Here is a 23,250-nt window from a genome sequence, read left to right on the forward strand (position 1 = left end):
AATCTTTCAATGTTTGCGCGATTTGGGTAAAGGTTTGCCAAGATACCAGAGTGCGGCGAAGGGCCACATGATTGCCAAGAATTGCGCCGCGCCGTAGAAGTTCAACATTTTTCCTTGTGCCATGGTTTGCATGGTGCTCAAGAAATAGGGATTGCTTGGGATCAGATTGACCAGAATGAGGCTAATTAGCAAGAGCATTGCTGCCAATCCTTTTTGCGCAGGGATGGGCGCAAATGAAAAACCGTAAAGTATCAAAATACCGACCACCAAACCACCCTGTGCTCCGGGCGTGAGCCAGAGGAAGGCATTATCGGGACCAAACATCAGAGCGCATGCTAATGCCTTGATGGCCAGCCCACTGATTAACAGTAAGCTCGATAATCGGAATTTTGGTGCATGCCGGTGGAGTAAAGACAAACCCAGCAGCACAGCGCCTGCACAACCGCAAGCGGTGATAATCGTCTCGGAGATCAAATAATTCTCAGCACTCAGATTCATTTGATGTTGCAGCCACTGATCTAAACCAAGTTCTAAGCCAAGACCTGTATCGAGCCATTGTGCGATCATTGTGGAGACTTGGCCATGTCCAAATAAAAAAGCTTGCGGGTAGATTTGTGCCAGTGGCCATAAAGAGAGAATGACTATTTCTCTTGATGATTCGCGCCATAGCCAGCGTTTGCGCAGATCGTTGAGGCGATTACTACCCAAGACGATGGGCGCGCACAGCGTGCCGATGAGGGCGCCCAATAGCGCACCTATACCATTCGTCAAGAGGTCTAACACAGACGTCACACGGTTCGGTAAGAAGAATTGCAGACTCTCCATCAGCCAACTCATGGCAACACCACCAAAGATGGCAAGCGCGATGCTGCTGACCCGTGAGAGCCTCGGATAAATAGAAAATATGATTAAGATTCCGAATGGGATGTAACCCAAGATGTTGACCAAGATATCAAAGCGGATCAAGTAATGGGGCCATTGCTTAATTTGGTCGAGGTAGGTGCTGAGCGTGTCGAATTGCCAGCCTGCGAAAGGATAGAGGCTCGCGTACACAATCAAGATCGTGTACGCAACCAAACACGCCCTTGAGAAAGGCGATGCAGATGGGACGGGGCGAGCGACCTCAGACATAACTAAAGAAGGACAAATAATGACGCATATGATACATGTGTCTAAGGCTGCTTAATGGAGACCAATTGTTTCTGTAGCCAGTCGATTAATTGAGCATTAAGTTGTGCATTGGCTTGCAGCATGGCACGTGCACCACCTTTCGCATCCGCGCTGCTGGCAGGCGCTTGCGCTTGGAAATTGCGTTGAGCGAGGAGTTGATTCTTGTAGACCAAGCTGGCCCGCATTTGCAACACAGCTTGGCTACGTTGAACCTCGGAAAAGTGCTGGGCGAACTCGAGTAGTTCAATTCTTAGTTGAGGTAAGTCACGCACCCCTTCGTTGGTATTGATCACCTGACCGCCGTCGGAGTTGATGGCTTGCTTAAGGCTTTGCGCGAAGAGTTGAGCGGGTGTTGCGCTCCAGCGGTTTTGGGCATACGCACGTAGTTCCAACGCATTGTCATAGTTGAGGCGGTACCACATGTTGTCGCTATCTAACTGCGACGGTACGGCAATATCAGCGAGTACGATTTTGTGACGGAGTAACTTGCCAACGGCCGAGTTTGCCTCGGATGCTTGGCTCGGAGCACCGAAGTCGTAGCGTTGTATAGTCGGTGCGCTGCTACAAGCGCTTACTGAGAAAATCAAACAAAAAAGAAAGACAAATTGAAGGTCTAAAAATCGTGGCAGGCGGCCAGATTTTGAGGGGCTGAGTATTGGGCTGAGTAATTGGCGGAGGTGCAAAATCATGTGACTTCCTTTGTTAGCTTGTTTCATCTCTGGTCCGACTTGTTATGAGGATTTTATTCTTCTTATTTACTTTATTATTTACGGACTTATTTGTTACTGTTGGCGTTAAAGCCAGGCTCACCGGGACCAGGTGGCGTGGCTTTATTTCCAAACAAAATACTTTGCGGTTGATCATTTAGTTTTTCGCTCAGCCGGTTGATGTTGCGGAGGCTAGAACGTGCTTCCGTGCCCAAGCTCTGAATGGTCGGTAAGGTTTCCGTATTCATGGTTGTGCTGAGTTGTTCAACTGATCGTGTGAGACGTTCCAAACTACCGTTCTCACCTTGCATTCCGACGATCAGACGATTGAGATTGGTACTGGTGTTCTTGGCATTTTCAGAAAACTGCTTGAAGGCTTGCAGGCTCTCTTGGGCGCGATTGACGGTTTGCGGCAGCGTATTGATGACTGGTTCCAATTGTGCTGGCAGTTTTTCGAAAGCCGCTGCTGTTTTGCCAATCTGCTCGACCGTATTCGTCAACGACTGTCGATTTTTTTGGTCGAGTAAAAGATTGAGTCTTTCAGTGATTTGCTCTGTTTGTGCGAGGATCGCCATGCCACGTTTTTCAATGTCTTGCATCAAGCCAGGGCGTAAAGGGATGCGTGCTCCCAGAGGCGAATCGGCGACTACCGCAATTGGTTTGCTGCCGTCATCATCGAGTTCGATGTAGGCAATCCCTGTCACGCCTTGATATCCGAGAGTGGCGTAAGTGGACTGCGTAATCGGCGTGTCGGACACGATGTCGAGACTGATAATCAATTGACCTGGGTGTTTGGGATCAAAATCAACATCGGTGACTTTGCCGACTTTGATGCCCTTATAGCGAACAGCAGCTTGAACATTCAATCCAGATACTTTGAGTGCCGTGGTGATGACATAGGGCGTTTTCTTAATTTCATCTTTGCCTAGCCACATGCCGAGTACAACGGCCAGGCTCAGCAGTAGAATCGAAAATACTCCGGCAATCAGTGCATGTGATTTACTTTCCATGAATGACTCCTTGCGAGGAAAGATTGTGTGAGGCGCTGCGGTTCGGCAGTGCTGCCATCGCGCGTAGACCGCGCTCGCCTCGGAAATAGGTTTCTATAAAAGGATGCTGTACTTGCGCCACGCGTTCTGGCGTATCAATCGCAATGAAATGTTTGTCTGCGATCACACCAATGCGGGACGACAGCGCAAACAGTGTGTCGAGATCATGCGTCACCATCACGACGGTTAAATGAAGTTCTTGATGTAAGGACCGAATTAACTCGACAAAACTTTCGGAACTATCGGGGTCCAGTCCCGCCGTTGGTTCATCGAGAAAAAGTAATTCTGGATCGAGCGCAATGGCGCGCGCAAGGGCAACCCGCTTGATCATGCCACCAGATAAATCCGACGGCATTTTTTTTGCGTGTTCGAAGGCAATGCCAGCCATATGTAATTTGAGATAGGCGAGTTCTTCAATCAGCTGGGGCGCAAGCGTGCCAAGTTCTCGGAGCGGTTGCATGACATTTTCGAGCACAGTCAAAGCTGAATACAGTGCACCATGCTGAAAGAGCATGCCGGAGCGCCGCCGTAAGTGCTCGAGGTTGTGTTCTTTGGGATCGTGAATATCTTCGCCAAAGACGCGTATCACGCCTTGCTTAGGAAGTTCAAGCCCCAACATTTGTCGCATCAACACCGTCTTGCCGGAACCAGAGCCACCAACGATGGAGAAAATTTCACCACGCATCACTTCGAGGGTGAGATCCTCGTGAATCACCGTGCGACCGAATTGGCTGCGTAAGTGTTCGATGGAGATGATGGCTTCGTTCTGCATAGTGGCGTGGAGATCTTGGGCGTCAAAAAATAGTAGTCGATATAAAAAGCATCAATAAGGGATTTTGCTAAACACGATGGCGAACAGGGCGTCAGCAATAATGACGCTGGTGATCGAGACCACTACAGAACTGGTGGTGCCCTGTCCCAGACTTTCGGTATTTGGTTTGATGCGTAGGCCGTAGTGGCAAGCGATGATGGCTATTAGAATGCCGAACACTACGCCTTTTCCTAATCCTATCCAAAAATTGGCGAGACTGACCGCGTCTGGGAGCTTATGTAGGAAAAAGCCGGGTGGCATGTCGAGTATCCATTGCGCCGATAGTGCTCCTCCCGTGAGCGCCATGATATCGGTCCAAACCACGATGAGTGGCATGGTTAAGGCAAGGGCCAATACTTTGGGCATGATCAAGCGAAATCCGACAGGGATACCCATGACCCGCATCGCATCGAGTTCTTCGGTGACTTTCATGACGCCGAGTTGCGCCGTGATGGCAGAACCAGAACGTCCGGCAATTAAGATGGCCGCCAGCATCGGACCAAGTTCACGGATGATGGCGACGCCGAGTAGATTGACGATAAATAAATCACCGCCGTAGTTCTTTAGTTGCTGACCCGATAAATACGACAAGACGATACCAATCAGAAATCCCACCAGTGCCGTGATGGCTAAAGCTAGGTAACCCGTGCGGTAGACATTGGCAGAGATTTCCTTCCACGGTCCGCGCGAAGGGTGGCGTATGAACCGTGCAAGGTCCAGCACAAACTGGCCGAGAAGTTGAGTAATGCCAATCGCGTGTAATACAAAATTCAGAGAGAGCTGGCCCAACTTCCCAAATGGCAGGCTCGGTATCTTTTGAGAAATGGGGTGACTCAGTTGTACAACTTCTTCTAGCCTTTGAAACAGAGCAAGGTGTTGCTCTTGCAGGTTTATTCTGCGAGGACGTTGTTTGCCCCAAGTCTGCCAAAGGAGTTGCGCACCAATATAATCGAGCGCGCCGATTTGGCTGAGATCCCACGTTAAGTCATCTGGCTTTTCGAGTAGGCTAAGTTGTGTTTGCAGATGGTTGGCAATCGATGAGTCAGATAAAAGATCGGCGAGCCACGCACCACTGACGATGATGGTGTGTGGCGAATCGGCTGGAATATCGATGCTGGGTGGGCGCTTGCGTTGCATATGCGTAGTGTAAAGGACAAGTTGCCCTAAGACCAAGAACCCCGCAGGCTTTTTTGTGGCGGCTCAAAGATGCGTTAATTCCAGGTTTTATTTGTCCTGCGGGAGCGGAGTGCCATTGTCGATGACTTCACGGCAGTCTCCTTTGAAGCTGGCGTTGTCATAGTCGCTCCAGCCGTAACTATCGACGTAGCGTTTGTGTCGGCTCAACTGCGCGCTGATAATGCTGCGCGATAGTTGTTCGCTCGGATAGCGGATATCGGCCATATCTAACATCGTATGAAAGACATTTTCGGTTGAAAGTTTGGCATCTTTGTGTCGTTCGAGGGCTTCGACTTTTTGTGGAAAACGTTTGGCATAGTCGTCCGAGTACCACATGAAAGCGGGAATGTGAAATTCGTACTGTGTGTTGTGCCCATGGAAGGCGAGATTGCAGCTGCCGTCATAGATGGTCTGCCCATGATCCGCGACGTAAAACAATGCTGGAGAGGCTTGTGTTTTGCTGAGTTGATCGAGCACCCGTGCCAGAAACCAATCGGTGTATAGGATAGAGTTGTCGTAGCTATTGCTGATTAGCTCTTTGTTCTTAAGATTGGTATAGGCCGGATTGGCGATGCCATACAAGGATGGCGTCCATTTGTTGTAAATCGCTGGATGGCGATGGCTATAGTTCCAATGATTGCCCAGCGTATGCAGCACGATGAGCTTATGTGGTGCTGGATCGTCGAGTGCTGCTTGGAGAGGCTGCAGAAGCACTTGGTCGTAGCTTGAGGTATTCGTGAACCCGCCAAAATTGAGAAATTGGGTATGGTCGGCTTCCTTCGCAATCACCGAGGTCGGCGTGTCAAATTGACCGAAACTCATCTGATTTGAAATCCAGTAGGTCTTGAAATGGGCTTCTTTGAATGCGCTCACCAGTGATTTTTCGTAGAAGCCCGGCTTCAAACTTTGTAGAGCAGTCTTGCGAGTGGTGATGATGGGAACTGAGAGTCGAGTCGCGGCAACGGGACTGATCATGTCACTGAAGCTGACGAGGTTGTCCTGTTGGCGCAAATAGGGTGTGGTGTCACGCTGGTAGCCATTGAGACTCCAACGATCGTAACGTGAGGATTCACCGATGACGAGAACCAGAGTCAAAGCGGGGAAGTTGCCATCATTGGCTTGCGCCGAAAAACGGAAGTCACGATTCTTTTCGCTTAAGGTCGCTAAATATTGGCGCTCATTGATAAAGTCATAGGTTCTCGCGAGAATACCCAATGGCCAACTACGATTAAAGCTGTCCTCGTCATATAAGATCGAAGCCCATGCGGGTAAAGGCTCGTGTTGATCGGCCCAATTCATCAATTGAGACCATGATCGCACATGGATTAATTGCGGTGTTGAATTGGATGCTGCGACTTCTGTGTCGTCCGTACTCGCCTCCACACTGCTCGAAGCGAGACCAAAATATTGACCAAGCAGCCAAGGGCCAACGCAAATCGCGAGAAGTGCTAAGACCCACCAACGTGAGACATGACGCCAAGCGAGCTCCGAGGAACTCCAAGCTGAGCGTAGCAAGCTACCCCACCAAGCCGCAATGAAAATGATAATGACTAGTAGAAGCCATGCTTTATTGCCGAGAAATTCAATTGCCTCGCCCGGACTGGTTTCGGTAATGATTCCCAAGTGATGACTTGAGATGCTTTGTTGAAAATAAAGTCGCAAGTATATTTCGATAGGAGCGGCGAGAAATGCAGGGATCAAGGCAAAATGGAGCCACCGAGGGCTTTTGAAGATCGCCCACAAAACCAGCCAACTGAGTAGTTCATAAGCGAGGATGCGCCACGGATGCACCAAATCCTTGCCTTGCCACCACGTCATGAGAGGGATGCAACTGAGGCACACATAGCTCACCAACAAGTAAATGCGATTTAGGCTGGAGGTGGAGAATTTGGTTCGGAACATTGAATGCGAAATGGGCGATTAGTTATGGGGGCAGTAGCTCTTGTGTCATCCCTGCCCGCAGTTTTTCGATATTTGAAATTGCCTTTTTGAGAATTATTGATTGCCGACTTTGAGACCATGTTGGTTATCAGGCAATATTCATGAAGTCTAGGCGCAATATACTTTCTTTTCTTGCCTGCGTGAATGGCCTTAACGTCAATAGCCTTCGGTCGCTGCTTATTTATTGAGCAATTTATCGCCGTCATTCCAGTTCAAAATGCAGTCTAAGTTGTTGTTTCCACTGATTTTCATTGACTTGCTGGATGTGGTAGGTGTACACTCGCGAGTTCTCGATTTTATATGGTTTGTTGTTGCGTCTTGTGTTTCTTGCTTGTACGCCGTGACAAATAATCGGGGTTTGCAGTGGAACGGCAGAGTTTATTTGTCGAATCATTGTGGATGATCATAAGATTTTTAAGTGCCCGGGCAACCGTTTCCGGGTTTGTGTTTAACGTTGTATTTTGTTGGATTAAAAACGATGCCAACCATCAATCAACTGATTCGCCAACCACGCGTTTCCGCAGTGGTTAAGAGCAAATCTCCGGCGCTGGAAAACAGCCCGCAAAAACGTGGCGTATGTACCCGCGTTTATACGACAACTCCAAAAAAGCCTAACTCGGCTTTGCGTAAAGTTGCAAAAGTACGCTTGACCAACGGTTTCGAAGTTATTTCGTATATCGGCGGTGAAGGCCATAACTTGCAAGAACACAGCGTAGTTTTGATTCGCGGTGGTCGTGTAAAGGATTTGCCGGGTGTGCGTTATCACATGGTCCGCGGTGCTTTGGATACTCAAGGCGTTAAAGATCGTAAGCAAGCTCGTTCCAAATACGGTTCTAAGCGCGCTAAAGCTGTTAAGAAGTAATCTCTTGGTGCATTAAGTGCTAAGAGGTTCTTGTAACCTGCTTGTAAATTTAACTCAGTAAAATCTCCGTAATTCGGAAAGGTGTCGGTCTCGAATGAGCCGAGTAAGTGGTGGCTATGATGGCCTACCGCGAGCGCTGATAAATTGTTATTGGCCGCTCAACTGAAGATTGAAAGGAATTGAAATGCCACGTCGTCGTGAGGTCCCGAAACGGGACATTTTGCCGGATCCAAAGTTCGGTAATGTAGAAGTATCTAAGTTCGTAAACGTATTGATGTTGTCCGGTAAGAAGTCTGTTGCTGAAGGCATCATCTACGGTGCGTTTGATCACATCCAAGAAAAAACTGGTAAAGATCCATTGGAAGTGTTCGCAACAGCTATTAACAATGCGAAACCATTGGTTGAAGTTAAGTCCCGCCGCGTTGGTGGTGCTAACTACCAAGTTCCTGTTGAAGTTCGCCCAGTTCGTCGTTTGGCTTTGTCCATGCGTTGGTTGCGCGAAGCTGCAAACAAGCGCAGCGAAAAATCCATGCCACAACGTTTGGCTGGTGAATTGTTGGAAGCCGCTGAAGGCCGTGGCGGTGCAATGAAGAAACGTGATGAAGTGCATCGTATGGCAGAAGCCAACAAGGCATTCTCTCACTTCCGTTTCTAATAGTTACGTAAGAAAACAGCAAAGTGAGAAGCCATTGTTTGTGGTAATTGCAATGGCTTTTGTCAGTATTTTGAATCAGACCGGGCGTAATTTCTTCGAGAAAATTGCGCTCGGTTTTGTCCATTAAAAGATTTAGGATTAGCTATGGCCCGTAAGACCCCCATTGAGCGCTACCGCAATATCGGTATTTCCGCTCACATTGATGCAGGTAAAACGACAACGACAGAACGCGTTTTGTTTTACACAGGCGTAAATCACAAGATCGGTGAAGTTCATGATGGCGCTGCAACCATGGACTGGATGGAGCAAGAGCAAGAGCGCGGTATTACTATTACTTCCGCGGCGACGACTTGCCACTGGAAAGGTATGGCAAATAACTTCCCAGAACACCGCATTAACATTATCGATACACCAGGCCACGTTGACTTCACGATCGAAGTTGAGCGTTCGATGCGTGTATTGGACGGCGCTTGCATGGTTTACTGTGCAGTCGGCGGCGTTCAGCCACAATCTGAAACAGTTTGGCGTCAAGCTAACAAGTACAAAGTCCCACGTTTGGCATTCGTCAACAAGATGGACCGTACTGGCGCGAACTTCTTCAAAGTGTACGATCAAATGCGTGCACGCTTAAAAGCGAACCCAATCGCGATCCAAATTCCAATCGGCGCAGAAGAGAACTTCTTGGGCGTAGTTGACTTGGTCAAAATGAAAGCGATTATCTGGGATGATGCATCTCAAGGTATGAAGTTTGACTACCGCGATATTCCTGCTGAGTTGGTTGATACAGCAAATGAATGGCGCGAAAAAATGGTGGAAGCTGCGGCTGAAGCTAGCGAAGAATTGATGAACAAGTACCTTGAAGAAGGTAGCTTGACAGAAGAAGAGATCAAGAAGGCCTTGCGTCAACGTACGATCGCTTCTGAAATCGTACCAATGATGTGCGGTACAGCGTTCAAGAACAAGGGCGTACAAGCGATGTTGGACGCGGTTATCGAATACTTGCCATCTCCAGTGGATATCCCACCAGTAGCTGGTACGGATGAAGATGATCAACCAACAACACGTAAAGCAGCTGATGATGAGAAATTCTCTGCGTTGGCATTTAAGATCATGACTGACCCATTCGTTGGTCAATTGATCTTCTTCCGTGTTTATTCCGGTACGATCAATTCTGGCGATACAGTTTACAACCCGATCAAAGGCAAGAAAGAGCGTCTCGGTCGTATTTTGCAGATGCATGCTAACCAACGCGAAGAAATCAAAGAAGTTCGCGCAGGTGACATCGCTGCTGCAGTTGGTTTGAAAGATGCGACAACTGGTGAAACATTGTGTGATCCAGCATCCATCATCACTTTGGAAAAAATGGTGTTCCCAGAGCCAGTTATTCAACAGGCTGTTGAACCAAAAACTAAAGCTGACCAAGAAAAAATGGGCTTGGCATTGAACCGCTTGGCACAAGAAGATCCATCTTTCCGCGTAAAAACTGACGAAGAATCTGGTCAGACAATTATCGGCGGTATGGGTGAGTTGCACTTAGAAATTATCGTTGATCGTATGAAGCGCGAATTCGGCGTGGAAGCAACTGTTGGTAAGCCACAAGTTGCATACCGCGAAACAATTCGTAAGACATGCGAAGAGATCGAAGGTAAGTTCGTTAAGCAATCTGGTGGTCGCGGTCAGTACGGTCACGTTGTCTTGAAAATCGAACCGCAAGAACCAGGTAAAGGTTTCGAATTCGTTGACGCGATCAAAGGCGGTACAGTTCCACGCGAATACATCCCAGCGGTTGAGAAGGGTGTTTTGGAAACATTGCCAAGCGGCGTATTGGCTGGTTATCCAGTGGTTGACGTTAAAGTTACCTTGTTCTTCGGTTCTTACCATGACGTTGACTCCAACGAAAACGCCTTCCGTATGGCTGCTTCTATGGCATTCAAAGATGGTTGCCGTAAAGCGTCCCCAGTCATTCTGGAGCCAATGATGGCAGTTGAAGTTGAAACACCAGAAGATTACGCTGGTACTGTGATGGGTGACTTGTCTTCCCGTCGTGGTATGGTTCAAGGTATGGATGAGATTCCAGGTGGCGGCGGTAAGATCATTAAGGCAGAAGTTCCATTGTCTGAAATGTTCGGTTACTCAACTTCTTTGCGTTCTGCGACACAAGGTCGTGCAACGTACACAATGGAATTCAAGCACTACTCTGAAGCGCCGAAGAATGTTATCGACGCAATCGTATCTGCTAAAGCTAAGTAATTTAAATCGGAAATGCAGTCTTCATTGCTTGCCGTGATGAAGACTGATTATTAATCTAATCGTTCTTTTTGAAGGAAGAATAAAATGGCAAAAGGTAAGTTTGAACGCACCAAGCCGCACGTTAACGTCGGTACAATCGGTCACGTTGATCACGGTAAAACTACATTGACAGCAGCGATCGCGACAGTATTGTCTGCGAAATTCGGTGGTGAAGCGAAGAAATACGACGAAATCGACGCAGCTCCAGAAGAAAAAGCACGTGGTATTACAATTAACACAGCGCACGTTGAGTACGAAACAGCAACACGTCACTACGCTCACGTTGACTGCCCAGGCCATGCTGACTATGTTAAAAACATGATTACTGGTGCAGCGCAGATGGACGGCGCGATCTTGGTTTGCTCCGCAGCTGACGGCCCAATGCCACAAACACGTGAGCACATCTTGTTGGCTCGCCAAGTTGGTGTTCCATACATCATCGTGTTCTTGAACAAGTGCGACATGGTTGACGACGCTGAGTTGTTGGAATTGGTTGAAATGGAAGTTCGTGAATTGTTGTCCAAATACGAATTCCCAGGCGACGATTTGCCAATCATCCAAGGTTCTGCAAAATTGGCATTGGAAGGCGACAAAGGTAATTTGGGTGAAGAAGCGATCATGCGTTTGGCAGATGCTTTGGATAACTACATCCCAACACCAGAGCGCGCAGTTGACGGTACATTCTTGTTGCCAGTAGAAGACGTGTTCTCTATTTCTGGTCGCGGTACAGTTGTTACTGGTCGTGTTGAGCGCGGTATCATCAAGGTCGGCGAAGAGATCGAAATCGTTGGTATTAAAGACACAGTAAAAACAACATGTACTGGTGTTGAAATGTTCCGTAAATTGCTCGACCAAGGTCAAGCTGGTGACAACGTTGGTGTGTTGTTGCGCGGTACAAAACGTGAAGATATCCAACGTGGTCAAGTTTTGGCGAAACCAGGTTCGATCAAGCCACACAGCCACTTCACAGGCGAGATCTACGTATTGTCCAAGGATGAAGGTGGTCGTCACACACCATTCTTCAACAACTACCGTCCACAGTTCTACTTCCGTACAACGGACGTAACTGGTTCGATCGAGTTGCCGAAGGATAAAGAAATGGTGATGCCAGGTGATAACGTTTCTATCACTGTTAAGTTGATCAACCCGATCGCGATGGAAGAAGGTTTGCGTTTCGCGATTCGTGAAGGTGGTCGTACTGTTGGTGCGGGCGTTGTTGCTAAGATCATCGAGTAATTCGAGATTTATTGAATTGCAATAATCTGCACAAAGCAGGAATTTTTAGTCTAAAACGAGAAATTCCTGAAAATTGGTGTACACTAGTCGGCTATTTCGCAAAAAATGTGAAATAGCCGACTTTGTTTAGTATTCGTTCTTTGTTAAATATGCCACACATGACTTCGGTTAAGTTCGATTCGTGATCGTGGTTCGCTCTTTGGGAAGATATTATGTCTACAGCAAACCAAAAAATCCGTATTCGCTTGAAAGCTTTCGACTACAAATTGATCGATCAATCTGCACTCGAAATCGTTGAAACAGCGAAGCGCACAGGCGCTGTTGTTAAAGGCCCAGTTCCTTTGCCAACACGTATCCAACGTTATGACGTTTTGCGTTCCCCGCACGTCAACAAAACATCCCGTGATCAATTCGAAATCCGTACGCATCAGCGTTTGATGGATATCGTTGATCCAACAGATAAGACAGTTGACGCATTGATGAAACTCGACTTGCCAGCTGGTGTCGACGTAGAAATCAAATTGCAATAATTAATAAAGCGATAAATCTCATTGCAGGGCGCAGCACGTTGTTGCTTGTCCTCGCAATACTCAAGTATTGCTACGGGAAGCGCCTAGTTCTGCATCCCTGAAATGAAATTTCTCGCATTATTAGAAAAATACGCCGGACTTAATGGTGTGATTAATTGGGAAACTTTACTAAATTAAATTGCACTAGAAAGATCGACATACCATATTTTTTTCGATTTTCAAATATTTTTATCTTGTGATTGAAAAAAAATCGGGTTACAATCGAGAGCTTAGATATAAATAGGCTTTTGTCTGTTTATTTTTTAAGTTTTTTTAAATCAGCCTCACCCAATCGTAGGTGAGAATGGAGAAAACAATGAGCTTGGGCCTAGTTGGTCGCAAGGTTGGCATGATGCGCATCTTTACTGATGACGGGGATTCGATTCCAGTTACAGTATTGGATGTGTCCAACAACCGCGTGACACAAATCAAAACTCCTGAAACAGATGGTTATTCTGCTGTTCAGGTAACATTCGGCCAGCGCCGTGCATCCCGCGTAACTAAAGCGGCTGCCGGTCACCTCGCAAAAGCAGGTGTAGAAGCTGGTACTGTCTTAAAAGAATTCCGCGTTGACGCTGCTAAAGCTGCTGAACTCAAAGCAGGCGATGTTGTGCCTGTTGGTTTGTTCGAAGCTGGCCAGAAAGTGGACGTGCAAGGTGTGACAATTGGTAAAGGCTATGCCGGTACTATTAAGCGTCACAACTTTGCTTCCGGTCGTCAAACACACGGTAACTCCCGTTCCCACAATGTGCCTGGTTCTATCGGTATGGCGCAGGATCCTGGTCGCGTTTTCCCAGGTAAGCGCATGACAGGTCACATGGGTGATGTGAATCGTACTGTGCAGAATCTTGTTATTGCACGTGTAGATGCAGACCGCCAATTGTTGTTGGTGAAAGGCGCTGTTCCAGGTGCGAAAAACGGTCAGGTGATCGTATCACCAGCTGTTAAAGTTAAAGCAAAGAAGGGGGCTTAATCTATGGAACTGAAGCTCCTAAACGCTGAAGGTCAAGCTGCTTCTAACGTCGCTGCACCAGATACTATTTTTGGTCGCGATTATAACGAAGCGTTGATTCATCAAGTTGTTGTTGCGTACCAAGCAAATGCACGCGGTGGTAACCGTAAGCAATTGGGTCGTGACGAAGTTAAGCACACAACTAAAAAACCATGGCGTCAAAAAGGTACGGGCCGCGCTCGTGCTGGTATGTCGTCTTCTCCATTGTGGCGTGGTGGTGGTCGTGCATTCCCTAACTCTCCTGATGAGAACTTCTCCCACAAAGTCAACAAGAAGATGTATCGCGCAGGTATCTGCTCGATCTTGTCTCAATTGGCTCGTGAAGGTCGTTTGAATGTGGTTGACAGCTTGGCTGTTGATGCACCTAAGACCAAACTGTTGTCTGATAAATTGAAGGCAATGGGTGTATTGGATTCCGTGTTGTTGATCAACGAAGATTTCAATGAAAACTTGATGTTGGCTGCGCGTAACTTGCCTAACGTATTGGTAGTTGAGCCACGCTATGCAGATCCAGTTTCTTTGGTGTTCTTCAAGAAAGTCTTGATCACTAAAGCAGCATTGGCAAAGATTGAGGAGATGCTGGCATGAGTGCAACAATCAAGCATAACGAAGAACGCCTGATGAAGGTGTTGCTGGCTCCGGTAATCTCTGAAAAAGCAACCATGGTTGCAGAGAAAAACGAGCAGGTTGTATTCCTGGTGACACCAGATGCAACGAAGCCAGAAATCAAGGCTGCAGTTGAGTTGCTGTTCAAGGTTCAAGTTGAATCTGTACAAGTGGCTAACCGCTTGGGTAAACAAAAACGTACTGGTCGATTTAATGGCCGCCGCAATCATACAAAACGTGCGTTTGTATGCTTGAAGCCAGGTCAGGAAATCAACTTTACCGAGGGGGCATAAGCATGGCACTCGTTAAGATGAAGCCAACCTCACCAGGCCGTCGCGGCATGGTTAAAGTGGTAACAGAAGGCTTGTATAAAGGCCGTCCGTTTGCTGCTCTGTTGGAAACGAAAAAGAAAACTGCTGGCCGTAACAATAACGGTCACATCACAACACGTCATATTGGTGGCGGTCATAAACAACACTACCGTGTTGTTGACTTCAAACGTAATAAAGACGGTATCCCAGCAACTGTAGAACGTATCGAATACGATCCTAACCGTACAGCGCACATCGCATTGTTGTGCTACGCCGACGGTGAGCGCGCGTACATCATTGCTTCTAAAGGTATGGCTGCTGGCGACAAAGTGATGAATGGTTCTCAAGCTCCTATCAAATCTGGTAACTGCTTGCCAATCCGCAACATCCCAGTTGGTACAACTATGCACTGCGTAGAAATGTTGCCAGGTAAGGGTGCTCAGATTGCACGTACAGCAGGTGCTGGCGTTGTTTTGATGGCGCGTGAAGGTACTTACGCTCAAGTTCGTTTGCGTTCTGGCGAAGTTCGTCGTATCCACATCGAATGTCGTGCAACGATCGGTGAAGTGGGTAACGGTGAGCATAACCTCCGCAAAATTGGTAAAGCTGGTGCAATGCGTTGGCGCGGTGTGCGTCCGACAGTTCGCGGTGTTGTCATGAACCCGATCGACCATCCTCACGGTGGTGGTGAAGGTAAAACAGCAGCGGGCCGTCATCCAGTTTCTCCATGGGGTCAGCAAACTAAGGGTAAGAAGACTCGTCGCAACAAGCGTACGACTTCCATGATCGTTTCACGCCGTGGAAAGAAATAAGGGGTAACACATGACACGTTCAGCTAAAAAAGGGCCGTTTTGTGACGCCCATTTGGTAAAGAAAGTCGAAGCTGCGCAAGCATCTAAAGACAAAAAGCCAATTAAAACTTGGTCCCGTCGTTCGACAATCATGCCTGATTTCATTGGTCTGACTATCGCTGTACACAATGGTAAGCAACACGTACCAGTGTACGTTTCTGAAAACATGGTAGGTCACAAATTGGGCGAATTCGCATTGACTCGCACATTCAAGGGCCATATCGCGGATAAGAAAGCGAAGAGATAATATGGAAACCAAAGCAATTCTCCGTGGTGTACGTCTGTCTGAGCAAAAAGGTCGCTTGGTTGCAGATATGATTCGCGGTAAAAAAGTAGATCAAGCATTGAACATCTTGGCTTTCAGTCCAAAGAAAGGTGCAGCGATCATCAAGAAAGTGTTGGAGTCTGCAATTGCAAACGCCGAGCACAACGATGGTGCTGATATCGACGAATTGAAAGTGAAGACTATCTATGTCGAAAAAGGTGCGATTTTGAAGCGTTTTACAGCACGCGCAAAAGGTCGTGGTGATCGTATCTCTAAACAATCCTGTCACATTTACGTGACTGTTGGTAACTAAGGAGTCACGATGGGACAGAAGATACATCCAACCGGTTTCCGCTTAGCGGTCACTCGTAATTGGGCTTCCCGTTGGTACGCTGGCAATACAAATTTTGCCACTATGCTCGGTGAAGACTTGAAAGTACGTGAGTACTTGAAGAAGAAATTGAAAGCTGCGTCTGTTGGTCGCATTTTGATCGAACGCCCAGCGAAAAACGCTCGTATTACTATTTTCAGCAGCCGTCCAGGTGTTGTAATCGGTAAAAAAGGCGAAGATATCGAAACATTGAAAGCCGACTTGGGCAAGATCATGGGCGTGCCTGTGCACGTAAATATCGAAGAAATTCGTAAGCCAGAAATCGACGCTCAACTGATCGCTGACTCGATCTCTCAGCAATTGGAAAAACGTATTATGTTCCGTCGCGCGATGAAACGTGCGATGCAAAACGCAATGCGTTTGGGTGCTAAGGGTATCAAGATCATGTCCAGTGGTCGTTTGAATGGTATCGAAATCGCTCGTAAAGAATGGTATCGCGAAGGCCGTGTGCCTCTGCATACATTGCGCGCTGATATCGATTACGGTACAAGTGAAGCGTCTACGACATACGGTATCATCGGTGTTAAGGTTTGGGTTTACAAAGGCGATCGTCTTGCAAATGGCGACGCTCCAGTAATCGAAACAGCACCGGAAGACGATAAGAAACGTCGTGGCCCACGCCGCGAAGATGGCAAGCCAAACAGCCGTCCTCGTGCAAAGCGCCCTGAAGGTCAAACTCCAACTGGTGCAGCACCAGCAGCTAAACGTGTTCGCACGAAAGCAGCAGATGCAGCATCGGCTGAGAAAGCAGGAGAATAATCATGCTGCAACCAGCACGCAGAAAATATCGTAAGGAACAAAAAGGCCGCAACAAGGGTATCTCCCATGAACGCGGTACAGCAGTCTCTTTCGGTGAATTTGGTTTGAAAGCGGTTGGCCGTGGTCGCATTACTGCGCGCCAAATCGAAGCTGCACGTCGTGCTATGACTCGTCATATCAAACGTGGTGGCCGTATCTGGATCCGTATTTTCCCAGATAAACCAATTTCCCAAAAACCTGCTGAAGTTCGTATGGGTAATGGTAAGGGTAATCCTGAGTACTATGTTGCCGAGATTCAACCAGGCAAGATGTTGTACGAAATGGATGGCGTAGATGAATCTTTGGCACGTGAAGCATTCCGCTTGGCTGCTGCCAAACTGCCGCTCTCGACGACTTTCGTAGTGCGTCAAGTCGGTCAATAAGAGGAGTTGTAAATGAAAGTCTCTGAACTCCAAGGCAAAGATCAAGCAGCGTTGACTAAAGAATTGAACGAACTGTTGAAAGCTCAGTTTAGCTTGCGTATGCAAAGCGCTACACAACAACTGACTAACACAGCGCAGCTCAAAAAAGTACGCCGTGACATCGCCAGAGTTAAAACAGTCATGAATCAGAAGGATGCCAAATAATGAACGATCAAGTAAAAGTTGCACTGAAGCGCACATTGATTGGCAAAGTTGTTTCCGACAAGATGGACAAAACAGTGACAGTGTTGGTGGAACGTCACGTTAAACATCCTTTGTACGGTAAGATCATTGTTCGCACGGCTAAATACCATGCGCACGATGAAGCGAACCAAGCAAAAGCCGGCGACACCGTTGAGATTCAAGAAGGTCGTCCAATCTCTAAAACGAAGGCTTGGACTTTGACTCGTGTAATTCAAGTTGCTCAAGTCGTATAAAGTTGTTGCAGTAATCGTTTTTTGATGTAATAATGATGGGCTGTCATTTGCAAAGTATGCGAATGACAGCTCAAATGTCTCTCGCGTAAGCCTCTTGCGAGAGTGGTTAAAAAATCGTCCACCTAATCGGTTGACTCGTACATTGTTGCTTGTGCAATACAGGCGTCCAACAATTAGTGGGTTGGCTGGCGGGACCAAGACTGACTACAAATTTGCAATGTGCGGATTGTGTGGATTAAGTTGGGAAAGAGAACAATATGATTCAAACAGAAAGCCGGCTAGAAGTGGCTGACAATACTGGTGCGCGCGAAGTTTTGTGCATTAAAGTATTGGGCGGTTCTAAGCGTCGTTATGCAGGGATCGGTGACGTAATCAAGGTCACAGTGAAATCCGCTGCTCCACGCGGTCGCGTGAAAAAAGGTGAAATTTACAACGCAGTTGTAGTTCGCACTGCTAAAGGTGTTCGTCGTCAAGATGGCTCTTTGGTGAAGTTCGACGGCAATGCTGCGGTGTTGTTAAATGCAAAGCTCGAGCCAATCGGAACACGTATTTTCGGCCCAGTGACACGCGAATTGCGTACTGAGCGTTTTATGAAAATCGTTTCGCTTGCTCCTGAAGTGCTGTAAGGGGTCGTGATGAATAAGATTCGTAAAAACGACGAAGTCATCGTCTTGACGGGTAAAGACAAAGGTAAGCGCGGTCAAGTGCAGCAATGCATCGATGGCGATTACGTTGTTGTTGCAGGTGTTAATGTTGCTAAGAAAGCGACTAAGCCTAACCCAATGACTGGAGCAGTTGGTGGTATCGTTGATAAATTGATGCCGATTCATGTTTCCAATGTTGCGTTGTTCAACGCTGCATCTGGTAAAGCAGACCGTGTAGGTTTTAAAGTTGTGGATGGCAAAAAAGTCCGCGTCTATAAATCTACTGGCGAAGTTGTGAAGGCGTAATGTCATGGCCCGTCTACAAGCATTATACAAAGATAAAATCGTTGCAGATTTGACAGAGAAGTTCTCTTACAAATCTCCAATGGAAGTTCCTCGCATCTTGAAAATCACCCTCAATATGGGTTTGGCTGAAGCCGTTGCTGATAAAAAAGTAATCGAGCACGCAGTTGGTGATTTGACGAAGATTGCAGGTCAAAAGCCTGTTGTAACTAAAGCGCGTAAAGCGATCGCGGGTTTTAAAATCCGTGAAGGCTATCCAATCGGTTGCATGGTCACATTGCGTGGCGCTCACATGTACGAATTCTTGGATCGTCTCGTAACAGTAGCTTTGCCACGCGTTCGTGACTTCCGCGGTGTTTCTGGCCGTGCGTTCGATGGTCGTGGTAACTACAACATCGGTATTAAGGAACAAATCATTTTCCCTGAAATCGAGTACGACAAGATTGATGCGTTGCGTGGTATGAATATCAGTATCACTACAACAGCTAAGACCGACGAAGAAGCAAAAGCGCTTCTCGCCGCATTTAAATTTCCGTTCAGAAACTGAGGTCGCCATGGCAAAACTGGCACTGATTAATCGTGAGCAAAAGCGTGCAGATTTGGTGAAGAAATTCGCTGGCAAACGCGCCGAATTGAAGGCCATCATTGATGACCAATCAAAAACTGAAGAAGAGCGTTATTTAGCTCGTTTGAAGTTGCAGGCATTGCCACGTAACTCCAATCCGACACGTCAGCGCAATCGTTGCGCATTGACAGGTCGTCCACGTGGAACATTCCGTAAATTCGGTTTGGGCCGTATTAAAGTCCGTGAATTCGCTATGCGTGGTGAAATTCCGGGTATGACTAAAGCTAGCTGGTAATAGGAGAATAAGCAATGAGTATGAGCGATCCTATCGCCGATATGCTGACCCGCATCCGTAATGCGCAAGTTGTTCAAAAAACTGCAGTTGCGATGCCATCTTCCAAAGTAAAAGTTGCGATTGCAAACGTTTTGAAAGATGAAGGTTACATTGAGGATTTCGCAGTAGTTGATGCTGCTGGTAAGTCCGAATTGAAAATCGGTTTGAAATATTATGCAGGACGTCCTGTAATCGAACGCTTGGAACGTGTTTCACGTCCAGGTCTCCGTATTTACAAAGGTAAAGACGAGATTCCAAGTGTGATGAACGGTTTGGGCGTGGCCATCGTGTCCACACCTAAGGGCGTTATGACTGACCGCAAAGCGCGCGCAACCGGTGTCGGTGGCGAAGTTATTTGCTACGTCGCCTAAGGAGTGCAAGATGTCTCGAGTAGGTAAAATGCCAATCGCGTTGCCAGCAGGTGCAGAAGTTGCCATCTCCGCAGCAGCGATTACAGTAAAAGGCCCGATGGGCGTATTGACACAAAGCTTGAATGGCTTGGTGTCTGTAGCTAACGAAGGTGGTTCGTTGAATTTTTCTCCAGCGAACGACAGCCGTGAAGCAAATGCAATGACAGGTACTTTGCGTGCATTGGTCAACAATATGGTGACTGGTGTTACTAAAGGCTTCGAGCGTAAGCTGACATTGGTAGGCGTTGGTTATAAAGCACAAGCACAAGGCGACAAATTGAATTTGTCCTTGGGTTTTTCGCACCCTGTCGTTCATGACATGCCAGCTGGCGTGACATGCGCAACGCCAACACCAACTGAAATCCTTATTAAAGGTATGGATAAACAGAAGGTTGGTCAGGTCGCAGCTGAAGTTCGTGCATACCGCAGCCCAGAGCCTTATAAAGGCAAGGGTGTCCGCTACGCGGATGAAGTGGTTGTGATTAAAGAAACCAAGAAGAAGTAATAGGGGTTAGACGATGGATAAGAAACAATCACGTCTGCGCCGCGCGACTCAAACCCGTGCCAAAATCGCAGAGCTTAAAGCGACTCGCTTGTCTGTGCACCGTACAAATCAACACATCTACGCTAGCGTTATTGACGCTAACGCAAATGTTGTTGCTTCCGCTTCGACAGTTGAAGCAGAAGTACGTGCAGAGTTGGCAGCGGCATCTAAGCACGGTGGTAATGCTGCGGCAGCCACTTTGATTGGCAAGCGCGTTGCAGAAAAAGCGTTGAAAGCTGGCATCACGGAAGTTGCGTTTGATCGCTCCGGTTTTCGTTACCACGGTCGTGTGAAGGCGTTGGCAGAAGCCGCGCGTGAAGCCGGCTTGAAGTTCTAAGGAATATTCGTCATGGCAAAAATGCAAGCAAAAACAGCAGCCGACAAGCCGGATGATGGCATGCGCGAAAAAATGATCGCGATCAACCGCGTAACCAAAGTGGTTAAGGGTGGTCGTATCATGGGCTTCGCAGCATTGACAGTTGTTGGTGACGGTGACGGCCGTATCGGTATGGGTAAAGGAAAATCGAAAGAAGTTCCAGTAGCCGTACAAAAAGCGATGGAAGAAGCACGTCGCAAGATGATCAAGGTTACGTTGAAGAATGGCACATTGCAACACACCGTTATCGGTAAGCATGGTGCATCTTCCGTAATGATCTCTCCTGCGAAAGAAGGTACTGGCGTTATCGCTGGTGGTCCAATGCGTGCGATTTTCGAAGTGTTGGGTGTAACAAACGTTGTTGCGAAGTCTAACGGTTCCACAAATCCATACAACATGGTTCGTGCAACTTTGAATGGCTTGGCAAAAATGAGCACTCCAGCTGAGATCGCAGCGAAACGCGGCAAGTCCGTTGAAGAAATTTTGGGCTAAGGTGAGCGCAATGACTAAAACAGTAAAAGTGCAATTGGTCAAAGGCTTGATCGGTACGCGCGACGACCATCGTGCAACTGTGCGTGGTCTGGGTTTGCGTCGTGTCAATTCCGTTCGTGAATTGGAAGACACACCAGCAGTGCGCGGTATGATCAACAAAGTCTCGTATCTTGTGAAGGTTGTATCGTAAGCCCTTGGGTTTACGATCGGAGCAAATTATGGAATTAAATACAATCCAACCAGCTGATGGCGCAAAACACGCAAAACGTCGTGTTGGTCGCGGTATCGGTTCTGGTTTAGGTAAGACAGCTGGCCGTGGTCACAAAGGTCAAAAATCCCGTACTGGTGGTTTCCACAAAGTAGGTTTCGAAGGCGGTCAAATGCCTTTGCAACGTCGCTTGCCAAAACGTGGTTTCAAATCTTTGGCGACTCCATACAAAGCAGAAGTTCGTTTGTCTGACTTGGAAAACTTGCCAGTAACAGAAATCGACATGTTGGCCTTGAAACAAGCAGGTTTGGTATCTGACTTGGCTCGCGTTGTACGCGTGATTCTGTCCGGCGAGATCACAAAGAAAGTAACTTTGACTGGCTTGATCGCCACAAAAGGTGCTAAAGCTGCGATCGAAGCTGCCGGCGGCACAGTCGCTTAATAACGAGTCACTGCGAAATTCTGGAGCATTAATTGGCAACATCTCCTCAACAAACGAAAAGTGCGGCAAGTGGATTTCCATGGGGACGACTCTGGTTCCTGCTTGGCGCGCTGGTTGTATATAGGATAGGTGCACACATCCCTGTTCCTGGAATTGATCCAACCGTCCTTGAGCAATTATTTAAGCAAAACCAAAATGGTATTTTGGGTATGTTTAACATGTTCTCGGGCGGCGCGTTAGCAAAGTTCACGATTTTAGCGCTTGGTATCACACCTTACATCTCTGCATCGATCATTATGCAGTTGATGACGGTGGTCTCTCCTCAGTTGGAGGCCTTGAAAAAAGAAGGTGAATCTGGTCGTCGTAAGATTACACAGTACACTCGTTATGGCACCTTGGTTCTTGGTGTTATTCAAGCTTTCTTCATCGCTTTTGGCTTAGAAACACAACCTGGTCTGGTTTTAGATCCAGGAATGGCGTTCCGCTTCACGACAGTGGTAACACTGGTGACAGGTACGATGTTCTTGATGTGGTTGGGTGAGCAAATTACAGAGCGTGGCTTGGGCAATGGTATCTCTATCATTATCTTCGCCGGTATCGTGGCAGGTTTGCCTGGTGCGTTAGCAGGTCTCTTTGACTTGGTACACACTGGTGCGATGCAACCAATTTCAGCAATTATCATCTGCGTGATGGTGGCTGCAGTAACATTCTTGGTGGTATTCGTAGAACGTGGTCAACGCAAGATTTTGGTTAATTATGCGAAACGCCAAGTGGGCAATAAAGTGTATGGTGGTCAAAGTAGTCATCTACCATTGAAGCTCAATATGGCTGGTGTGATCCCACCGATTTTCGCATCATCGATCATCATGTTGCCTGCAACGATCACTGGCATGTTTGCCAAGGGCGCTGCAGATCAGGAATCTGGTTTCGTGCGCTTCTTGCAGGATTTGGCTAGTTCTTTGTCGACTGGCGAGCCAGTGCATGCGCTGTTGTATGCGGTTACGATCATTTTCTTCTGCTTCTTCTACACCGCGTTGGTGTTCAACAGCAAAGAAACTGCTGACAACTTGAAGAAGAGTGGTGCGTTTGTTCCGGGTATTCGTCCGGGTGAGCAAACAGCACGCTACATCGATAAGATCCTGATGCGTTTGACGCTGATTGGTGCGATGTACATCTCTTTGGTTTGCTTGTTGCCTGAATTGTTGATCGCTCATTGGAAAGTACCATTCTATTTCGGCGGTACATCACTGCTGATTATCGTGGTCGTGACAATGGACTTCATGGCGCAAGTACAAAACTATGTCATGTCGCAGCAGTACGAGTCGCTTCTGCGTAAAGCAAATTTCAAGGGCGGCTTACCAACACGGTAAGTTC

32 protein-coding genes are annotated in these 23,250 nt (G+C 47.5%); 26 read left to right on the forward strand and 6 right to left on the reverse strand.

Annotated elements, in window-relative coordinates; translation table 11 throughout:
* Window positions 1-6: 6 nt before the first annotated feature.
* The 6 genes from RF679_RS02620 to RF679_RS02645 form a co-directional block, all read right to left on the reverse strand.
* On the reverse strand, window positions 7-1,131 hold the full coding sequence (locus RF679_RS02620) for a VanZ family protein (RefSeq protein WP_309482680.1): 1,125 nt from the start codon (window positions 1,129-1,131) through the stop codon (window positions 7-9).
* Between the two features lie 41 nt (window positions 1,132-1,172).
* Entirely contained in the window at window positions 1,173-1,859 is a 687-nt protein-coding gene (locus RF679_RS02625; RefSeq protein WP_309482681.1) for an ABC-type transport auxiliary lipoprotein family protein, read from the reverse strand.
* 86 nt (window positions 1,860-1,945) lie between these two features.
* Window positions 1,946-2,887, reverse strand: coding sequence for an MlaD family protein (locus RF679_RS02630; protein ID WP_309482682.1), 942 nt, complete (start codon window positions 2,885-2,887; stop codon window positions 1,946-1,948).
* Entirely contained in the window at window positions 2,877-3,698 is an 822-nt protein-coding gene (locus RF679_RS02635) for an ABC transporter ATP-binding protein (protein ID WP_309482683.1), read from the reverse strand. The genes RF679_RS02630 and RF679_RS02635 overlap by 11 nt, the downstream gene beginning before the upstream one ends.
* Window positions 3,699-3,749: 51 nt before the next feature.
* Window positions 3,750-4,874, reverse strand: a complete 1,125-nt coding sequence (locus tag RF679_RS02640; RefSeq protein WP_309482684.1) for an MlaE family ABC transporter permease — start codon at window positions 4,872-4,874, stop codon at window positions 3,750-3,752.
* Between the two features lie 87 nt (window positions 4,875-4,961).
* Entirely contained in the window at window positions 4,962-6,731 is a 1,770-nt protein-coding gene (locus tag RF679_RS02645; protein ID WP_309482685.1) for a phosphoethanolamine transferase, read from the reverse strand.
* Between the two features lie 601 nt (window positions 6,732-7,332).
* On the opposite strand from RF679_RS02645, the gene rpsL reads away from it, so the two are divergent.
* From rpsL to secY, 26 genes are all read left to right on the forward strand, one after another.
* A complete protein-coding gene (gene rpsL / locus RF679_RS02650; RefSeq protein WP_186917398.1) occupies window positions 7,333-7,716 on the forward strand; it encodes a 30S ribosomal protein S12 in 384 nt (127 codons plus the stop codon).
* Between the two features lie 184 nt (window positions 7,717-7,900).
* A complete protein-coding gene (gene rpsG, locus RF679_RS02655) occupies window positions 7,901-8,371 on the forward strand; it encodes a 30S ribosomal protein S7 (RefSeq protein WP_309482686.1) in 471 nt (156 codons plus the stop codon).
* Between the two features lie 144 nt (window positions 8,372-8,515).
* Window positions 8,516-10,621 carry an elongation factor G gene (fusA, locus tag RF679_RS02660; RefSeq protein WP_309482687.1) on the forward strand — a complete coding sequence of 702 codons (2,106 nt, stop codon included), beginning with the start codon at window positions 8,516-8,518 and terminating at the stop codon, window positions 10,619-10,621.
* Between the two features lie 84 nt (window positions 10,622-10,705).
* Entirely contained in the window at window positions 10,706-11,896 is a 1,191-nt protein-coding gene (gene tuf, locus RF679_RS02665) for an elongation factor Tu (RefSeq protein WP_309482688.1), read from the forward strand.
* A gap of 212 nt (window positions 11,897-12,108) precedes the next feature.
* Complete coding sequence (gene rpsJ, locus RF679_RS02670; RefSeq protein WP_309482689.1) at window positions 12,109-12,426, forward strand: 30S ribosomal protein S10; 318 nt, start codon at window positions 12,109-12,111, stop codon at window positions 12,424-12,426.
* 355 nt (window positions 12,427-12,781) lie between these two features.
* Complete coding sequence (gene rplC, locus RF679_RS02675; protein ID WP_309482690.1) at window positions 12,782-13,438, forward strand: 50S ribosomal protein L3; 657 nt, start codon at window positions 12,782-12,784, stop codon at window positions 13,436-13,438.
* A gap of 3 nt (window positions 13,439-13,441) precedes the next feature.
* Window positions 13,442-14,065 carry a 50S ribosomal protein L4 gene (gene rplD, locus RF679_RS02680; RefSeq protein WP_309482691.1) on the forward strand — a complete coding sequence of 208 codons (624 nt, stop codon included), beginning with the start codon at window positions 13,442-13,444 and terminating at the stop codon, window positions 14,063-14,065.
* The gene (gene rplW, locus RF679_RS02685) at window positions 14,062-14,376 is read left to right on the forward strand and encodes a 50S ribosomal protein L23 (RefSeq protein ID WP_309482692.1); all 315 of its coding nucleotides are present in this window, start codon (window positions 14,062-14,064) and stop codon (window positions 14,374-14,376) included. Before rplD ends, rplW begins: the two co-directional genes overlap by 4 nt.
* A gap of 2 nt (window positions 14,377-14,378) precedes the next feature.
* Window positions 14,379-15,206 (forward strand): 50S ribosomal protein L2, encoded by an 828-nt coding sequence (rplB, locus tag RF679_RS02690; RefSeq protein WP_309482693.1) that lies wholly within the window; start codon window positions 14,379-14,381, stop codon window positions 15,204-15,206.
* 10 nt (window positions 15,207-15,216) lie between these two features.
* Window positions 15,217-15,492 (forward strand): 30S ribosomal protein S19, encoded by a 276-nt coding sequence (rpsS, locus tag RF679_RS02695; protein WP_309482694.1) that lies wholly within the window; start codon window positions 15,217-15,219, stop codon window positions 15,490-15,492.
* A 1-nt stretch (window position 15,493) separates the two neighbouring features.
* Complete coding sequence (rplV, locus tag RF679_RS02700) at window positions 15,494-15,823, forward strand: 50S ribosomal protein L22 (RefSeq protein WP_309482695.1); 330 nt, start codon at window positions 15,494-15,496, stop codon at window positions 15,821-15,823.
* A gap of 9 nt (window positions 15,824-15,832) precedes the next feature.
* On the forward strand, window positions 15,833-16,660 hold the full coding sequence (gene rpsC, locus RF679_RS02705; RefSeq protein ID WP_309482696.1) for a 30S ribosomal protein S3: 828 nt from the start codon (window positions 15,833-15,835) through the stop codon (window positions 16,658-16,660).
* Window positions 16,661-16,662: 2 nt separating this feature from the next.
* A complete protein-coding gene (gene rplP, locus RF679_RS02710) occupies window positions 16,663-17,082 on the forward strand; it encodes a 50S ribosomal protein L16 (protein WP_309482697.1) in 420 nt (139 codons plus the stop codon).
* Window positions 17,083-17,094: 12 nt separating this feature from the next.
* Window positions 17,095-17,286: a 50S ribosomal protein L29 gene (gene rpmC, locus RF679_RS02715; RefSeq protein WP_309482698.1), complete on the forward strand. Its 192-nt coding sequence runs from the start codon at window positions 17,095-17,097 to the stop codon at window positions 17,284-17,286.
* Window positions 17,286-17,558: a 30S ribosomal protein S17 gene (rpsQ, locus tag RF679_RS02720; RefSeq protein WP_186917409.1), complete on the forward strand. Its 273-nt coding sequence runs from the start codon at window positions 17,286-17,288 to the stop codon at window positions 17,556-17,558. The genes rpmC and rpsQ overlap by 1 nt, the downstream gene beginning before the upstream one ends.
* A gap of 257 nt (window positions 17,559-17,815) precedes the next feature.
* Window positions 17,816-18,184 carry a 50S ribosomal protein L14 gene (rplN, locus tag RF679_RS02725; protein ID WP_006464924.1) on the forward strand — a complete coding sequence of 123 codons (369 nt, stop codon included), beginning with the start codon at window positions 17,816-17,818 and terminating at the stop codon, window positions 18,182-18,184.
* Window positions 18,185-18,193: 9 nt separating this feature from the next.
* Entirely contained in the window at window positions 18,194-18,508 is a 315-nt protein-coding gene (gene rplX / locus RF679_RS02730) for a 50S ribosomal protein L24 (RefSeq protein WP_309482699.1), read from the forward strand.
* Between the two features lie 4 nt (window positions 18,509-18,512).
* A complete protein-coding gene (gene rplE / locus RF679_RS02735; RefSeq protein WP_309482700.1) occupies window positions 18,513-19,052 on the forward strand; it encodes a 50S ribosomal protein L5 in 540 nt (179 codons plus the stop codon).
* Window positions 19,053-19,059: 7 nt separating this feature from the next.
* On the forward strand, window positions 19,060-19,365 hold the full coding sequence (rpsN, locus tag RF679_RS02740; RefSeq protein ID WP_186917412.1) for a 30S ribosomal protein S14: 306 nt from the start codon (window positions 19,060-19,062) through the stop codon (window positions 19,363-19,365).
* Window positions 19,366-19,379: 14 nt separating this feature from the next.
* Complete coding sequence (rpsH, locus tag RF679_RS02745) at window positions 19,380-19,775, forward strand: 30S ribosomal protein S8 (protein WP_186892593.1); 396 nt, start codon at window positions 19,380-19,382, stop codon at window positions 19,773-19,775.
* A gap of 10 nt (window positions 19,776-19,785) precedes the next feature.
* Window positions 19,786-20,319 (forward strand): 50S ribosomal protein L6, encoded by a 534-nt coding sequence (gene rplF / locus RF679_RS02750; protein ID WP_309482701.1) that lies wholly within the window; start codon window positions 19,786-19,788, stop codon window positions 20,317-20,319.
* A gap of 13 nt (window positions 20,320-20,332) precedes the next feature.
* The gene (gene rplR / locus RF679_RS02755; protein WP_309482702.1) at window positions 20,333-20,695 is read left to right on the forward strand and encodes a 50S ribosomal protein L18; all 363 of its coding nucleotides are present in this window, start codon (window positions 20,333-20,335) and stop codon (window positions 20,693-20,695) included.
* Between the two features lie 12 nt (window positions 20,696-20,707).
* The gene (gene rpsE / locus RF679_RS02760) at window positions 20,708-21,226 is read left to right on the forward strand and encodes a 30S ribosomal protein S5 (protein ID WP_186917415.1); all 519 of its coding nucleotides are present in this window, start codon (window positions 20,708-20,710) and stop codon (window positions 21,224-21,226) included.
* 10 nt (window positions 21,227-21,236) lie between these two features.
* Complete coding sequence (gene rpmD / locus RF679_RS02765; protein ID WP_309482703.1) at window positions 21,237-21,416, forward strand: 50S ribosomal protein L30; 180 nt, start codon at window positions 21,237-21,239, stop codon at window positions 21,414-21,416.
* 28 nt (window positions 21,417-21,444) lie between these two features.
* Window positions 21,445-21,876 (forward strand): 50S ribosomal protein L15, encoded by a 432-nt coding sequence (gene rplO / locus RF679_RS02770; RefSeq protein WP_309482704.1) that lies wholly within the window; start codon window positions 21,445-21,447, stop codon window positions 21,874-21,876.
* Between the two features lie 32 nt (window positions 21,877-21,908).
* Window positions 21,909-23,246 carry a preprotein translocase subunit SecY gene (gene secY, locus RF679_RS02775; RefSeq protein ID WP_309482705.1) on the forward strand — a complete coding sequence of 446 codons (1,338 nt, stop codon included), beginning with the start codon at window positions 21,909-21,911 and terminating at the stop codon, window positions 23,244-23,246.
* The last annotated feature ends 4 nt before the right edge of the window (window positions 23,247-23,250 follow it).

The sequence above is a fragment of the Undibacterium cyanobacteriorum genome (assembly GCF_031326225.1).
GTDB lineage: Bacteria > Pseudomonadota > Gammaproteobacteria > Burkholderiales > Burkholderiaceae_D > Undibacterium > Undibacterium cyanobacteriorum.